We start from the raw sequence: 17,068 nt of genomic DNA, 5'->3' as shown, positions 1-17,068 counted from the left end.
TATAAAGCTATTGTGAAACAAAACATTGAAAACTCCCAATAGGGCTTCCATCGGGAATTTTTGGAGGTTTTATTTTTTCAAATTTTTCTGGCTGAGCTCTGTATTCTTCAATCATTCTAATTATTTCTTCAGAATAAGCATTAGTAGAATTCATGTATTTTTTTAATAGATTATTTAAAATCTGATTTGCTAACGCTTTCGTTTGATGAGTACTTTTTTCAGAAGAGATTAAACCAATAACTTGCTGCACAGTAATAAATTGAAGGGTTTGTGTTATTTCATTTTCATAAGCGCTTTGTTTACTTTCTAAAAACACCGTTTTAATTATTTCTGTAAGCATTTCCTCTAACCCTAAATTTCTAGGATCTAACGCTTTTTGTTGCACCAATCTATTGCATCGCTCGGGGTTTAACAACAATGCAATTGTCATGTCGCCTGCTGTTGCAGCAGCCCCTAATGCATCAAAACTTACACCTGTTTTGCTTTTAAAAGATTCCCGAGTGCGTTGATACCCGTATGCACGTGGAGGAAATAGTTCCAGTATTTCTTTTGGTATCGCTAGGGCTTCTGGACTTAAGGTTTCTAAAACATTTTTTAGCGCCTGCATTTGATCCTTTTTTGATAATATACGTTGTATAAACATCTCATCCCCTTTTACTCCATACCGATATTCTATACCTCCAATAAGCTTAACTGCCGCTTCTGTTTGAAAACGATGGTAGAAATATAGCGGAACAAACACGTCTTCTAATACTGAATATGGATCTCCTGTTCTAATGTTATCTACGGAAAAGTTATTGATGGCGGTTTTACGAATTTCAAGAGTTGTTTTTAATGCTACTGAAGCATTACTCCCGTTATCCCATAAATGTGCCGTTGAGTGAGCCCCTCCCTGTGATCGAGCATCCGAGTCGCTAATAAATCGGTGTCCTTCGGCAGCTGCATTTTCTATGATTTTTTGGAGTGCAACAGCTTCAGACATAGTTTTTGAAAAATCGGCATAACTATAAGCCACTGTTACTTTATCCCAAGTTCCTATTCCGCTATCATATGCTTTCGAAAAATCTATTGTGCCATTCTCTAATTTTAAAAAGGGATGTGGATAATCCATTACGCTTGCGTTATTAGTCGCACTTGCCGCAAAATTATGAGCAAAACCCAAGGTATGTCCTACTTCATGAGCAGCCAACTGTCTAATGCGTGCTAATGCCATTTCCAGCATCGGTTGGTAGTTCGCATTATTGTTTTTAAATGGCTGGTTCATTAATGCTTGAGCGATCATAAAATCCTGTCTAATTCGTAAGCTTCCTAAGCTAACATGCCCTTTTATTATTTCGCCTGTTCGAGGGTCTGTCACACTACTCCCATAACTCCATCCACGGGTTGAACGATGCACCCATTGTATGGTATTGTACCGAACATCCATCGGGTCGGCATCGGGAGGAAGCATTTTTACTTGAAATGCATTCGTGTATCCAATAGCTTCAAATGCCTCATTCCACCACAAGGCTCCCTCTAACAGTGCACTACGAACTGGTTCTGGAGTACCTGGGTCGAGATAATATATAATGGGTTCTACAGCTTCGCTCTGCGCTGCTTCGGGGTGTTTTTTTGTTAACCGGTGTCGGGTTATAAAGCGTTTGGTAATAGGCTCCCAAATGGGTGTGCTGTAATCCATAAACGTTAAGGGAAAAGCACCACACCCTGGTTGAAACACTCTTGGAGTATACTTTTTGTCTGGCAGGGCAACGAAACTGTGATGTTGTATTACGGTAATAACTGAAGCATCGGGAGAAACCTTCCTAAGATTTTTTCCTGTGGGTTCTCCTGTAAAAGTAAGCATGGCTTCAAATTCTGAATTCTTCGGAAAAGATTTTGTTCGTTCCATCCAAAGGGTATTACGTGTCTTATCCAGTTTATAAGTACCTTCTTTTTGTTTTTTAAGTTTTGTTGCCACGCCATGTGCATCAAGTAACAAAAATGGAGTAAAATCAATAATATAAGTAGTTCCTTTGGTCTCTTTTATGTCAAATCCAAATAATACAGAAGTCGCAAATGCTTCCTCAATCGATTTTCGTTCCAGTTCGTTGTTACTTTCGGCACGGAAGTTTAAATTCTTTTGTACTAAAAGTAACTTGTTACCACTTTTTAGAAATGATACAACAACGCCTCCTCCTAATTGCCCCCTGTCTAATCCTATATCGTTCGAGCCTACTCCTGTGCGTAACGAATGTACATACAGAAATTCTGAATTAATTTTATCGGCAGGCACCTCTAGATATATTTCTCCTTCAGTTTCCGAATAGTGAAAATTAAAAAAACCTTCATAAGACCGTAATTGTTCCTTTTTATCTAGAAATTGAGCGGCAAGTAATTGGATTCCGAAGAAAAAGAATAGGACTGTAAATCGTTTCATAGTCTGCTGGGTATTTATTCATTAAAAATCAAGGGAAAATATTATTGGTCTTCAAAACTATGAGAATATCAGAGGGTTTTAACCAGGTATAAATCTAAGAAAATATTAATGATTAATTATTCTTGCCTTTTAGGAACATGGATCGTTATTTTTCTTTTTTCTGAAGGGGTTAAATGCTACTTTTACAGTTCGGGGTTTATATAAAAAAACCCATTATTGTCCGTCTATTGCGGGCAGTGTACTCTAAACTGAAGACAATGATTACATTAGATCAACTCAATGATCTCAGAGATCGCCTGGATGCGTTAAGGAGGTATCTTTGACGTTGCTGGTAAGCAAATAGAAATAAGAAACGACGAAGAAAAAACCTTCGACCCGAACTTCTGGAACAATCCGCAAGAGGCAGAAGCATTTATGAAATTACTTCGGAATAAAAAGAAATGGGTGGATGATTATCAAGCCGCCGTCGATCTTTTTGAAGATGCCGAGGTGATTTACGAATTCTTTAAAGAAGGCGAAGGCATTGCCGAAAATGTTGAAATTCGATTTGGAAAAGCCCTAGAAGCGGTTGAAGCACTCGAATTTAGAAACATGTTAAGTGAAGAGGGGGACTCAATGAGTGCCGTACTTCAAATCACTGCTGGTGCCGGTGGGACCGAAAGTTGCGATTGGGCAGAAATGCTCATGCGCATGTATCTCATGTGGGCAGAAAAAAACGGATTTAAAGTAAAAGAGCTCAATTTTCAATCGGGTGATGTTGCTGGTATAAAAACTGTCACGATCGAAATAGATGGTGAATATGCGTTTGGCTGGTTAAAAAGTGAAAACGGAGTACATCGCTTAGTACGTATTTCTCCTTTCGACAGTAATGCAAAAAGACACACCAGTTTTGCAAGTGTCTATGTGTATCCATTAGCCGACGATTCGATTGAGATCGACATTAATCCATCGGATATATCTTGGGACTTTGCGCGCAGTAGTGGTGCTGGAGGACAAAATGTAAATAAAGTGGAAACTAAAGCGATTCTTACCCATAAACCTAGTGGTATTGTAATTCACAATAGTGAAACCCGATCGCAATTGGAAAACCGTGAGAAAGCTATGCAGATGCTAAAATCTCAATTGTACGAAATTGAACTGCGCAAACAACAAGCGCAACGCGCAGAGATTGAGGACAGTAAAATGGCGATTGAATGGGGCTCGCAAATTCGAAATTACGTGTTGCACCCCTATAAACTCGTTAAAGATGTACGTACAGGGTATGAAAGTGGAAACACCGATGCAATTCTAGATGGGAACATTGATGAATTTTTAAAGGCCTATTTAATGATGACGGGGCAAAAGGAAGAAACTAACGAGTTATAAAGTAATATAGATTATTAAATTAAAAAAGGCTGTTTTCTACAGAAAACAGCCTTTTTTTGTTCGCCTGTATTAGCGATATATATTATTTCAAGTGATCTTGTAATAAGTAATAAAAAGCCGCTCGACTTTTCATGCGAATTCCAGACATTTTTTCTCCAACTGCCTGAACAGCTTCACGTCCTTTATCCTTATCATCAACCCCTAATTTTTTTACAACAAAATTTCTACGAACTGTTTCTAATTCTGTTTCATCTCCTGTAGACACCAATACTGCATCTCTATTGTTTACCATAGTTCGCATTCGACCTACAAGTTCATCGAGTCTATCGTTATCGACTTTACTTACTCCACACTCTTTTAACTGACTTTCTGCGGTAGCTTTTAATTCGGCTAATTTATTTTCAGTTTCGCTCATGTTTCTTTTTTTAAATTATTATTAATTAAATTAAGTTTTAGGTTGGTCCTAAAATAGAAAAAAAAGTTGGAATTATTCAGTAATACAAGTTGGAATTGAGTGTTCGTTTATATTAACAGCATTTTTCTTACAGAAAGAATAGCCTAATTAAAAAGTACATTAAATTAAATTATTTAATACCTGTTTTTATAAATCTTAAACCTTATAAATGGCAAGACAAGAACTTTCCCTATATTCACACAAAAAAATCAATGCTGCGTTTAAAATTAGCTACAGACCCGAGATGGGCTGCTCTCGTAGAAAACAATATAGAGGAAATTCTTACCGATCATGCGTGGTGCGAACAAAAAGCTGCTACCAATGCCATTACAATTATAACCCTTAATTCTGAACACGAAGAACTTGTTACAGATCTATTAAAATTAGCAAAAGAAGAATTAGAACACTTCGAAATGGTCCATGAGATCATTAAAAAGAGAGGCTTTACACTCGGTCGGGAACGAAAAGATAGTTACGTAAATGAACTTTATAAATTTATGAATAAAGGAGGGAGCAGACAGCAAAGTATGGTAGATAGATTGCTGTTTTCTGCCATGATAGAAGCGAGAAGTTGCGAACGTTTTAAATTGCTTTCTGAGCGTATTAAAGATGTTGAACTTGCAGCGTTTTACAGAGAATTAATGATTAGTGAAGCCGGGCATTACACGACATTTTTGGGATTTGCCCGACAATACGGAAAGGGACTCGATGTAGAAAAACGTTGGAAAGAGCTCATCGAATTTGAAGCAGAAGTAATTACTAGGTACGGTAAATCTGAAACAATTCACGGGTAATAAAGGTTTGGTCTAAGCCATGAACTTTAAAACACATGTACAAACTCTTTAGAATCTTTAAAATGATCCTCGGAATTATTTCCTCTATTATCGGAATATTACTATTTGTAACGTTTCTTTTCTTATACTTTTCTCCTCAATTCGGGGCTGCCCCCAAAGGAGACGATCTCGAGCGGATCAATAGGTCTAAAAACCAATTAGACGGAAAGTTTAAAAACCTTTCGGAAACTAGTGTTGAGGGAGACATGAACTATACTAAAACCTTAAAAGAATATTTTACAAAAGGCAATAAAATCCCCGATAAATCTATTCCTGTAAACAAGATTACTTCAGAAGAAATACAAGCAACAGCAGACACTATTACAAAAATTACTTGGTTCGGCCATTCTGCGCTACTTATAGAGATTGATGGTAAAAAAATATTCTTAGACCCTATGCTTGGCGATGTTCCAGCTCCACATCCCTGGCTGGGTAGCAAACGCTTCAACGACACATTACCACTAGCTATTGAAGCAATTCCTCAATTGGATGCCATACTTATTTCACACGATCATTACGACCATTTGGATTACGGAAGTATTAAAAAATTGAAAGACAAGACAGCACGATTCTACGTTCCCCTAGGAGTGGGTGCCCATTTAAAATCATGGGGAGTAGCGCCCGAAAAGATCACCGAATTAGACTGGTGGGAAAGCGCCAGCTTTGATGGTATTAACCTCGTTGCAACACCCGCCAGACATTTTTCGGGAAGGGGAATTCTTGATCGTATGCGGACACAATGGAGTTCGTGGGTCATTAAAGGAAATGGCAGCAACATATTTTGCAGTGGAGATTCTGGATACGATACCCATTTTAAAGACATTGGAGAAAAATATGGGCCTTTCGATATTGCACTAATGGAATGTGGACAATACGATACGCAGTGGCCTTTAATCCACATGATGCCAGAAGAGACCGTTCAAGCAACAATCGATGTACAAGCAACATTAATGCTCCCTATTCACTGGGGTGCTTTTAAACTTGCGCTTCATTCATGGACCGATCCTGCCGATCGAGTGTATAAAGCAGCTTCTCAAGCAAATATTAAAATTACAACTCCTATTATTGGAGAACCTGTCATTCTTGGAGAAGCATCACCTACTTCTAATTGGTGGGAACAATACCACTAATTTTTCACTGAAAAGAATTCTGTATTTACCATAAATTCAAGTCCTTTTTGTACATTTAAATTTCAAATAATTTCTATTGAAAACAGCTACCGTAACCGAAATAAAAAAAGAACTAAAGTTTCGTTCTACGGAAGAAGTCCAGCAATTATGTTTGCGTCTATCTAAATTTAAAAAAGAAAACAAAGAATTACTCACCTATCTTTTGTTTGAAGCTTCAGATGAAGAAACATATATTCAAAGTGTTAAAAATGAAATAGATACACACTTTCAGAATATTACCCACACAAACTTTTACTATATTAAGAAAAGTGTTCGAAAAGTGCTTCGGGAAACCAAAAAATACATTCGGTATTCACAAAAAAAGGAAACCGAAGTAGAACTCCTTCTCTATTTCTGTGAGCAGTTAAAAAGTTTTAAACCTTCTATACAACGAAATACAACCCTGAAAAACCTCTACGATCGACAACTAGATTTTATTGATAAGAAAATTGAAAAACTGCATGAAGATCTTCAGTACGATTATACCATAGAAATTGAAGAATTAAGAAATTAAATTTTAAATACATTATTTTAAAAATTACAAACATGATTACAATATATCATAATCCTCGTTGCAGCAAATCAAGACAAACGCTTCAATTATTGGAAGAAAAAGGGGAAACCATCGAAATTGTAAAGTACTTAGAAACAACACCTTCAAAAACAGAATTAAAAAATATCTTGGAACTTTTAGACATGACACCCATCGAGTTGGTTCGAAAAGGAGAGGCTATCTGGAAAGAAGAATTTAAAGGTAAATCGTTTAGCGATGACGAATTAATTGAGATCATGCTCGAAAACCCAAAACTTATTGAACGTCCGATTGTTATAAAAGGCACGAAAGCCGTTATTGGACGTCCTCCTGAAAAAGTGCTAGATATCCTTTAATAATTGGGTTTTTCATTTAACAGAATTTTAGCATAAACAGACTAAACCCAATGGTAATTTCGCAGTCATATGTTCTAAAACCAATATATGCGACTTACCTCCCTTTTTCTACTATTTATGGTCTCTATGACCACATTAGCCCAAAGAACTGAAAACGAAACTATAACCGTAAAAGGAGAAATCCTAGAAGAGGGTACTAATTATCCTTTAGAGTATGCTACTGTATCATTTTTTAATCCTCAAAACGAATTAGTTACTGGTGGTATTTCAGATGGTGATGGAAACTACTCCATTGAAGTTCCAAAAGGTTTATATAGAATTCAGTTTGACTTTATTTCTTATCAAACAAAAAATCTAACCCAGCAGCGTCTTACAAAAAATATAACTCTGCCCGCCGTTTCTTTAGCACTAGATGCAGCTAGTCTGGATGAAGTTGTAGTACGTGCCGAAACGACCGAAGTACAAATTCGTCTTGATAAAAAGATTTACAACATTGGTAAAGACCTTACTACCGCTGGAGCGACTGTAAGTGATGCTTTAAATAACGTCCCCTCTGTAACGGTAGATGTTGAAGGAGCAATTAGTTTACGTGGTAATGAAAATGTGCGAATTTTAATTAATGGAAAGCCATCTGCCATCGCTGGTTTTGGCTCTACAGATGCACTTCGACAATTACCTGCAGACGCTATCGAACGTGTAGAGGTAATCACCTCTCCTTCTGCTAGATATGACGCTGAAGGAACTGCTGGTATTTTAAATATTATACTTCGGAAAGAGAAAACCCTTGGCTTAAACGGGTCGGTACAAACAACAATTGGAGCGCCATTAAACAGTAATATTTCAGCAAACGTAAACCTTCGAACAGACAAGTTCAATCTTTTTAATACCACTGGTTTTCGCTATAGCAATGCTCCTGGAAATGCTTTTTTTGATAATACTTACAAAGATAGAATTGTTACAGACCCTATTACTGGGGAACAAACAGTAATTGCTCCAACAGTTAGAAGAATTATTGAAGACCGCGAATACGATAGGGAACGACAAGGATTTAATACAAACCTTGGATTGGAATATTTTTTAACTGAAAATTCATCAATCACCGGAAGTGTTTTCTTTAGACTTGGAGATGATGAAGACGTTACAGTTAACGATTCGAAAGAACTAGACAATTTAGACTTCCTTACTTTTAACAGAATACGCACAGAAACTGAAACGGAAGAAGATACCAGCTATCAATTTTCTTTAAACTATGCCAACAATTTTAATGATGAAGGGCATAAATTAACTGCAGATCTTCAGTATGAAAATGATAATGAAACCCAGCGCTCTTATATTGATGAGCGTAATATTTTTCCAAATAATGAAATATTTCCTGCAGAAGATATTACTACCAAAGAAGAGCAAAATGAATATTTAGCACAAATTGATTATGTTCGCCCCATTGGTGAAAATGCTCAGTTTGAAGCAGGATATCGAGGTAATTTTGAAAAATCGATTGTAGATTATGAACTTTTAGAAGAAAACGGAGTTTCTGGAAATTTTATGCGAAATGACAGTTTAAGCAATAAATTTACTTACCAAGAAAATGTAAATGCTCTGTATTCACAGTATGGAAATAAATTTGGGAAATTCTCTTTTTTATTAGGACTACGACTTGAAAACACACAATTAAAAGGAAATGTAGAGGCTGATGATCTAGTTATTACAGAAACCGATGATGTTGCCCTAAACTTCGATAAAAATTATCTTGGATTGTTCCCAACAATAAATTTAACGTTTGAATTAAAAGAAAACGAAAATATCACCCTAGGATATAACCGTAGAATAAACCGTCCACGTGGATTTTTTATCAACCCATTTCCATCTCGATCGAGTGAAACAAATATTTTTCAGGGTAACCCTAACTTAGATCCTGCTTATTCTAATGCTTTCGATATTGGATACCTTAAGAGATGGTCTTCGAATCTTACATTGACGGGTTCTATATATTACCAACATGAAACCGACTCTTTCGAACGAGTTCAAGAAGATACTGGAAATGTAACTCCGAATGGTGTTCCAATTATTCGTACCATTCCTTTTAACCTATCTACAAACGATCGTTACGGAGTGGAAGCAGGTATCTTGTACAATCCTGCAAAATGGTTGCGCCTCAACGGAAGTTTTAATTATTTTAATTTTAAGTCTGAAGGTTCTTTTAATGGTGTTGATTACGGAACCGAAAATTCAAGTTGGTTTGCACGAGGAAGTGCCAAGGTTACGCTTCCTTCAAAAATAGATTGGCAAACCACAGCCTTCTACCGTGGACCAAGTAATACAGCACAATCTGAATCTGAAGGCATTCTTTCTGTCAATTTAGCTTTTAGTAAAGATATCATGAACGACAATGGTACGCTGGGCTTAAATGTAAGCGATCTTTTAAACAGTAGAAAGAGACGTACGTTTACTGAAACAAATACGTTTACGAGTGATAGTGAATTTCAGTGGAGACAACGACAAATTAACCTTTCGTTTACCTACCGTTTTAATCAGAAAAAACAAAGACAGCGTAATCCTCAAAATAGCAATGATGATGATGGAGATTTTGAGGGGTAAAATAAACTGAAAATATTTTTTTTAGGAATTTGTTTCTAGTTGCCTCATTTTTATTAGTTTAGCCAACTATAAAAATTTAGCAAATTCGTCCCCGATGATTAAATTTACTATCCCCGCTAGTAAGAATATAGGTTTAAATACCCTAATTTTAGTACTGTCCACGGCATCTACGTTTGCTCAAGTTGGTATAAATACTCTTGAGCCAAAAGCCACATTAGATGTAAATGGTACCATGCGAGTACAGGACTTACCTACAAAATCAGGAAATTTCTTACTTACTACAGACAGTGACGGTTTCGTATCAAAATTTAAATCTTACCTTTTATATGATGTAATTGGTGATATAGCTGAATATCCAGTAGAACTTACTTTAAATGGAAACGAAACCGTAGATAATTTAAATTTAGGCTTAAGTAGTATTGTTGTAATACCCCCATTTGTTGAAGCCAAGGTAATTATTAATTATTCTGTACCTGTGGGCACGGCACTTCAAAACTATCCACCTTCCACATATGTAGGAATACGGTTTATTAAGCAAGGTGTTGAAATGGAAGAAGGTTCTAGAAAAGTTACTCTTGTTTCAGAGGAAACTGGTTCAAACAATAATATTAGCAATATGAATACAATTTCCAATATTTATATTGAAACTTTCGCTCCATCATCTGAAGAACGAATTTTTAATTATGAAATACAGGGTTATATTGAGCAATACGTTGAATCGGGTAATGATCCGTATGAATACCGCTTTAGCATGTGGGACAATACAGGGCCGAATTACAACTGGGGACGTGCGACCTTAACTAGTCAGATTTATATTAAATAGAAAACCTATACAATTAAAAAAAGGAAGCTCGATCGAGTTTCCTTTTTAATTTTTTATATACAAATAATAGATTACACCTTGGTTTAGGCGTTCTTTTCATTTTTCTTAGCTTCTCGCTTTAACTTCCAATTTTCATATAATGCACCACCTATCCAATAAGGAATAATAGATACCAAAAATATCATTAACCAGAAACCGATGGTTAAAATGGTTAAAAAAGCTAAAAATCCTAAATATTGGTCAAAATCGAACATAAGTAAAGCGTCTTTAAATGATGTGTCAAAGATAGTAGGATTTTTTCAGAAAAAACAATAAAAATTTCAATTTATCCACAGGAAATAAACATTGTTTTCTTGAGAAGGGTTTCCAATTTTGTACCTTTGTAGTATACATATTTCATCATGGCATATAGAATAGAAAAAGACACAATGGGAGCAGTTAAAGTTCCTTCAGACAAATTATGGGGAGCGCAAACAGAACGTTCCCGCAACAATTTTAAAATTGGCGTTCCAGGCTCTATGCCATTGGAAATCGTTTATGGATTTGCTTATTTAAAAAAAGCAGCCGCTTACACGAATTGTGAATTAGGGGTTCTTTCCGAAGAGAAAAGAGATCTTATTGCTGCTGTTTGTGATGAAATACTCACAGGGATGCATGACAATCAATTTCCATTAGTTATTTGGCAAACTGGAAGTGGAACTCAAAGTAATATGAATGTTAATGAAGTAGTTGCCAATCGCGCACACCAACTTGCTGGACATACTATCGGGGAAGGAGAGAAAACATTGCAACCAAACGATGATGTAAATAAATCTCAATCCTCAAACGATACTTTTCCTACTGGAATGCACATCGCTGCTTACAAAAAACTTGTAGAGGTTACCATACCTGGAGTGACTGCCTTACATAAAACATTAAAAGAAAAATCAGATCAATTTAAAAATGTAGTTAAAATTGGGCGAACACATTTAATGGATGCTACTCCTCTAACCTTAGGACAAGAGTTTAGTGGTTATGTTTCTCAATTAGAACATGGTCTTGCAGCCTTACAAAATACACTTCCTCATTTAGCTGAGTTGGCTTTGGGCGGTACCGCGGTTGGAACTGGGATTAATACCCCAAAGGGATATGATGTTAAAGTGGCTGAATACATTTCAGAATTTACAGACCTTCCTTTTATAACTGCTAAAAATAAATTTGAAGCGCTTGCAGCTCACGATGCCATTGTAGAGTCACATGGTGCGCTAAAACAGTTAGCAGTTTCTCTAAATAAAATTGCGAATGATATACGCATGCTTGCGAGTGGTCCAAGAAGTGGAATTGGTGAAATTACAATTCCCGCAAACGAGCCTGGTTCTTCTATAATGCCTGGAAAAGTAAATCCTACACAATGTGAAGCTTTAACCATGGTTTGTGCTCAAGTAATTGGGAATGATATGGCGATTGCTGTTGGAGGAATGCAAGGACAGTATGAATTAAATGTTTTTAAACCCGTAATGGCGTCTAATTTTCTGCAATCTGCACAACTCATCGGAGATGCTTGCAGTTCTTTTGAAGAGCATTGTGCAAAGGGAATTGAGGCTAATACTGAAGTGATTAAGCGGCAATTAAACAATTCATTAATGCTTGTTACTGCATTGAACACTAAAATTGGATATTATAAAGCAGCCGAAATTGCTAATACGGCGCATAAAAACGGAACTACACTAAAAGAAGAGGCTGTAAATTTAGGATATCTTACTGAAGCTGAATTTGATGAATGGGTAAAACCAGAGGATATGGTAGGTTCAAATTAAAAATCAACTCGATTATAGACGTTTTTAATACAAATAATAATGCTGTTCTTTAAAAAGCAGCATTTTTTTTGTGTATTTCATCGATTAAATACACAAAAATTGGGTGAAGCGCAATTATTTACTATATTGCCCTACCCAAACTATTAAAAACCTATTTATGAGATTGCAAATTTTACCCCTCGCTTTGTGTCTTTTAATGATAATGTTAGGTGCTTCTCTCAATGCAAATGCTTTTGTATTAAAGAGTTCTGCTGCATCAACTGTCTTAAAAAGCAAAGAAATTGTATCTAACAGAAAGGCACCTGCAAAAAATGCAACTGCTTCAACCAAATTAAATCTGTCTAAAAAAAATCAAGTAACAAGCTTGAAAACACAAACAAAGCCTGCATTAAACATTTTAGAAAATGAGTTAGTCGCTTCAGAAAACTCTTTTTTGTTAGAATCTAATACTGCTTCGATGGCATTGTCATCATTAGATAACCAAGTATCTTTTCGCAAAGGAATGTATTATGGCTTTGCATTTATGGTAATATTATTAAACTTTGTTTGTTTCTTGCTTTTCGAAGAGAAACTATACCTCTATTATTCTTTAACATTATTAGGATTTACTGCTGTTTTCTTTTTTAGTGACGGTATTTTTGTGCCTTCAGAACTATTAGAAAACAATCATCTAAACAATATTATTCAATCTGCATTATTGTTATTAGCAACTTTGGCAAGCACCACTTTTGCTTCAAAGTATTTAAATTTAAAAGACTATTCACCTAAATTAATGGGGCTTACACACATCTCATTAGGAATTACTGGTCTTGTATTATGCTTTGGTTGGTTTTTAAAGAATACCTCTCTTATTACTGCAGCCAATACTATTCTTTTTGCAGTGCTAGGTGTTTATTTTGTTGCTGGAATATTGCTTTTCAGCAAAAAAAATTATCCCAAATTTTTTGTAATTGCATATAGTATCCCATTACTCTTTGCATTCGATTATTTTGTGCTTCAGAACATGGGAGTTTCTTTTTTAAATACACAATCTATTCATTTAAAAGCAGCAGCTATCGTTGAAATGCTTATTCTTACGTATTCTATTCTTTACCGAATGCGTGCTATTAAAGAAGAAATGCAATTGCGACAAACTGAAATGCGAATTTTCTTAAAGAGGCAAGAAGTTGTAAATAGTTCAACGCCAGCGGAAATGATTAAAGAACTATACCTTGAAAATCTTATTATGCAATACGATCTGGACGGGTTCGAAATAAAACTACTTCAGTACATTTCTGAAGGAAAAGACAATCACAAAATTGCCCGTAAATTAAAAACTACCGAAAAAGATATTGAAGAACTTATTGTAGAGCTCTACCATAAGTTAGAAATTAGTGAGCACATTCAAGATGATTACCGAATGCTTGACGCTCAACCTGACTATATTTATAATTAACTCCTTTCAGTAATCTAAAAGGAACACAGAATTTCCCCTGTAACTCCCCCGAATATCCCCAACTAAAATGGCGAAAAAGGATAGGTTTTAAAACCTATCCTTTTTTTATATAATATTTTTTATATCTAAAATAAGATACGATACTAAGCAGTACAAAAAATGCAATAAGATAATATACGAACGTTGGAGTAACAGGAACATCACCGCTGGCGTAAGAATGCAATCCGGTAAGGTAAAAGTTAACTCCAAAATAGGTCATCATAATCGATGCATACGCGAATATGGCCATGACATTAAAGAGCCACTTACCGCGAAGTCCTGGAACCAAACGTGCGTGTATTACAAATGCATAAATCATGATACTAATTAGTGCCCAAGTCTCTTTAGGATCCCAACCCCAATAGCGTCCCCAACTTTCATTTGCCCATTGTCCTCCTAAAAAGTTTCCAATAGTAAGCATGACCAAACCAACAGTAAGAGCCATTTCGGTAATAATGGTAAGTTCCTTTATATTCAAGTCCATTTTAACAAAGTTCTCCTTTGTAGTCAAAATCATAAGTAATAATGAGGTCGCTCCTAAAATTAAACCTAATGTTAGAGGTCCGTAGCTCCCCACAATTACAGCAACGTGAATCATTAACCAGTAACTGTCCAGTACTGGCACCAATGTAGAAATAGCTGGGTCTAACCAATTCTGATTAGCAACCCACAATACAATCGCTCCCACAAATGCTGTCGAGGCAATGGTCAAATCACTTTTTCTTCCAAAAGCGAGTCCGAAAAAGGTGGTGGCCCATGCAACATAGATGATCGATTCGTAAGCATCGGTCCAGGGTGCATGTCCACTAATATACCAACGCGCCGCAAGACCAAGTGTCATAGCGATAAAGAACGACCAAATAATATATTTACACAGTTGTACCAACCTATACATTACTTTTCCTTCCCGAAAGATCTGAACAACTATAAAAATAAACATCAAAATCCCTACCACAGAGAAATACTTATACAAACGATTAAAGATATCCACCTTATTATAAATAATCTCAGCTTTTATTTTCGTATCGGACGGCATTATTTCACTCCCGTATTTATGTTGAAAATCGGTAATAAGACCTAGCACCTCTTCTGCCCTACTGTAATCTCCAGTTTTTCGAGCTTCAGCCAATACTAAAAAGTAAGTAGGAAGTATATTCTTTGTAAAAAGTGAATCTTTACCCTTTATCGCTGCTTCTGAAAGTTCTGGATACGAAACCCACTTATTGTTCTCATCGTTAGGCTGAGGAAAAATCTTTAAAATGCTTCCGCTGAGTGCCTGATTTAATAAATAATAGTTTTCATGAGCTTTCACAAAATCTTTCTGAAATTGATTGGGAGTATTGGTCTTCGTAGCAGCTTCCAGATAAGGCTCTAATTTATAATTCGCTTTGGTATCGAAAAGATCCAGCAGGGCAATGTGTTTTGTCTCTGCGGGAACACCCACAACATCCCTAATACTATCGTTACCCCGCATTAAAGCAATAATTGGCACCTGAGACCACAAACGCGGATTTTCAGTCATGGAAATAAATACCTGATTCGCATCAAGTCCTTCGTAACTATTGCTTTTACTTACTTTTCGAAGTAATTCACTAGCAAAGGTATTGATCGGTTTCATACGACCGTTGTCTTGAATGATCAACTTAGCAAATTCAGCAGCATGAGCTTTACTCACCGCATTGGCTTTGATTATAGAATCTACTACAGTTTTATCGGTAATACCAATGTGGTCGTGTTCTTTAGCATCTTGAGCAAAGCCGGATACCGAAACTATAAGTGCTGCTAGCAGTGTAAGTTCAGATTTTTTCTTTTTAATTTTATTCAACGTTTTCTCAAGTGTACCAAACCGGGAACGTTTGTCGAAAAGAATTGCCATAAGCCCGAAATACAACAAGAAATACCCAATATAAGTGATCCATGTTCCCACTCTATCGTGATTAACTGAGAGGATCGTACCTTTCTCATCTGGATCGAAGCCCGACTGGAAAAACCGGTATCCGTCTCTGTCTAAAACATGATTCATATAGATCTCTTCATCTTTTGTGCCCGTTCCTTCCAACTCATTAACAGTAACGATACTCTTAAATGATTTGTAACTTTTTTCGGTACCAGGATACTTTTCAGCAATAAAATCATTGAGGGTAATGCTAAACGGCAAATCGTATGTTTTAGAACCATATGTTAAATATACTTTTGTAGACCCAAAGTCAGCACCAACAGGATCGGGAGAAACTCCCTTACCGCCTAAAAGTTCTACAGTTTTTGTCTCCTCACCAACGGTTACATCAACAATAAGTGCATCTTTATTCGATGGATTCTCTTTAGCAGCACGCACAATTCCATTTTTACCTTTCGTTACTGGGTCTGGAATAACAAACGACATTCCCGCCAATTGATATAAAGAACGCAGCATTAAGGGTTGTACGCTATCTTTTACAACAGTTCCTCGCATTTGGTCTGCCATTCTCATAAAATCTCCATCAAAAGGAGCTTCAATAGTATAACTACCATCTTCTTTGTAGGTAATATTAATGGCTCCTGGAGTAGGCTTGTTTACTGCAAATAAAATATTATGAATATTGGCGACCTCACCAAGTTTCATCCAATGGTCGTGGCGATTGCCATCACCTGCCTCAACAATTTTTAAATACTCTTCACCATCATCGGTCATGATTAACCCCTCTTCAGCATTTTTAATAAAATCCTTATACCTAATGGTTACTGGGACATTATTATAATCGGTAGAAATAGAAAAGTCGTTATTAAGTCGTTCAGAAAGGCGCAATTTTTTGGGAGCGATCTTACGTCGTTGTGGAACCCCGTCTATCTCATAATCTCCATCTATAAATGCATTGAGATACACCTGCTCAGATAGCATCACATTTTCGGTAGCTCCTTCCCTGATATGTATTACTCCCTCATATCCAATATAACGTGTAACAAAAGCACCAATTAAAATTAGAATAAAGGAGAGGTGCAAAATAAGTGTGGACCACTTTTCTTTTTTATGAAGTCGGAAACGAAATATGTTTCCAATAAAATTAATCACGAAAAAAACCATAATCGCTTCGAACCACCAAGTATTGTAGATCATTTCTCTAGAATATGGAGTTGGTGAAGTGTCGGAAGATGCATCCATTAGCGTTCCCGTGGCCATCGCGGCAGCAAATACTAAGAACAAAATTGCGGTTAAACGAGTGGAGAACAGAATGGAAGCTAACTTCTTTTGCATAGCTGGTAATTTTTGTGCAAAAA

Annotated in this window: 13 protein-coding genes; 9 read left to right on the top strand and 4 right to left on the bottom strand. The window is 36.2% G+C overall.

Annotated features, from left to right (window positions below):
- Positions 1-7 precede the first annotated feature (7 nt).
- Positions 8-2,416 carry a zinc-dependent metalloprotease gene (locus ULVI_RS10240; RefSeq protein WP_068592431.1) on the bottom strand — a complete coding sequence of 803 codons (2,409 nt, stop codon included), beginning with the start codon at positions 2,414-2,416 and terminating at the stop codon, positions 8-10.
- A 257-nt stretch (positions 2,417-2,673) separates the two neighbouring features.
- On the opposite strand from ULVI_RS10240, the gene prfB reads away from it, so the two are divergent.
- A protein-coding gene (gene prfB / locus ULVI_RS10235) for a peptide chain release factor 2 (protein WP_157632608.1) occupies positions 2,674-3,781 on the top strand; the annotation gives its coding sequence in 2 pieces (ribosomal slippage) (positions 2,674-2,736 and positions 2,738-3,781; 1,107 coding nt in all).
- 82 nt (positions 3,782-3,863) lie between these two features.
- On the opposite strand, the gene ULVI_RS10230 is transcribed toward prfB, so the two are convergent.
- Entirely contained in the window at positions 3,864-4,196 is a 333-nt protein-coding gene (locus ULVI_RS10230; protein WP_068592427.1) for a DUF2853 family protein, read from the bottom strand.
- A gap of 251 nt (positions 4,197-4,447) precedes the next feature.
- Here ULVI_RS10230 and miaE point away from each other — a divergent pair, with 251 nt between their 5' ends.
- The 6 genes from miaE (at position 4,448) to ULVI_RS10200 (ending at position 10,543) form a co-directional block, all read left to right on the top strand.
- Entirely contained in the window at positions 4,448-5,029 is a 582-nt protein-coding gene (miaE, locus tag ULVI_RS10225; protein ID WP_068592425.1) for a tRNA-(ms[2]io[6]A)-hydroxylase, read from the top strand.
- Between the two features lie 35 nt (positions 5,030-5,064).
- On the top strand, positions 5,065-6,198 hold the full coding sequence (locus tag ULVI_RS10220) for an MBL fold metallo-hydrolase (RefSeq protein WP_241780976.1): 1,134 nt from the start codon (positions 5,065-5,067) through the stop codon (positions 6,196-6,198).
- A 76-nt stretch (positions 6,199-6,274) separates the two neighbouring features.
- On the top strand, positions 6,275-6,751 hold the full coding sequence (locus ULVI_RS10215) for a hypothetical protein (protein ID WP_068592421.1): 477 nt from the start codon (positions 6,275-6,277) through the stop codon (positions 6,749-6,751).
- Positions 6,752-6,783: 32 nt separating this feature from the next.
- Complete coding sequence (arsC, locus tag ULVI_RS10210) at positions 6,784-7,125, top strand: arsenate reductase (glutaredoxin) (protein ID WP_068592419.1); 342 nt, start codon at positions 6,784-6,786, stop codon at positions 7,123-7,125.
- Between the two features lie 87 nt (positions 7,126-7,212).
- Complete coding sequence (locus ULVI_RS10205) at positions 7,213-9,720, top strand: outer membrane beta-barrel family protein (RefSeq protein ID WP_068592414.1); 2,508 nt, start codon at positions 7,213-7,215, stop codon at positions 9,718-9,720.
- Positions 9,721-9,814: 94 nt separating this feature from the next.
- A complete protein-coding gene (locus ULVI_RS10200) occupies positions 9,815-10,543 on the top strand; it encodes a hypothetical protein (RefSeq protein ID WP_068592412.1) in 729 nt (242 codons plus the stop codon).
- 83 nt (positions 10,544-10,626) lie between these two features.
- Here ULVI_RS10200 and ULVI_RS15585 read toward each other — a convergent pair whose 3' ends face one another.
- Positions 10,627-10,797: a hypothetical protein gene (locus ULVI_RS15585; RefSeq protein WP_197463501.1), complete on the bottom strand. Its 171-nt coding sequence runs from the start codon at positions 10,795-10,797 to the stop codon at positions 10,627-10,629.
- 147 nt (positions 10,798-10,944) lie between these two features.
- Here ULVI_RS15585 and fumC point away from each other — a divergent pair, with 147 nt between their 5' ends.
- The gene (gene fumC, locus ULVI_RS10195) at positions 10,945-12,339 is read left to right on the top strand and encodes a class II fumarate hydratase (RefSeq protein ID WP_068592411.1); all 1,395 of its coding nucleotides are present in this window, start codon (positions 10,945-10,947) and stop codon (positions 12,337-12,339) included.
- 157 nt (positions 12,340-12,496) lie between these two features.
- Positions 12,497-13,774, top strand: a complete 1,278-nt coding sequence (locus tag ULVI_RS10190) for a 7TM diverse intracellular signaling domain-containing protein (protein WP_068592404.1) — start codon at positions 12,497-12,499, stop codon at positions 13,772-13,774.
- A 94-nt stretch (positions 13,775-13,868) separates the two neighbouring features.
- Here ULVI_RS10190 and ccsA read toward each other — a convergent pair whose 3' ends face one another.
- The gene (gene ccsA, locus ULVI_RS10185; RefSeq protein WP_068592402.1) at positions 13,869-17,045 is read right to left on the bottom strand and encodes a cytochrome c biogenesis protein; all 3,177 of its coding nucleotides are present in this window, start codon (positions 17,043-17,045) and stop codon (positions 13,869-13,871) included.
- Between the last annotated feature and the right edge of the window lie 23 nt (positions 17,046-17,068).

It is taken from the genome of Cochleicola gelatinilyticus (assembly GCF_001637325.1).
In the GTDB taxonomy this organism is placed as follows: Bacteria; Bacteroidota; Bacteroidia; order Flavobacteriales; family Flavobacteriaceae; genus Cochleicola; species Cochleicola gelatinilyticus.
Note: the sequence above shows the minus strand (reverse complement) of the source record. Positions and strands in the feature narration are given on the sequence as shown.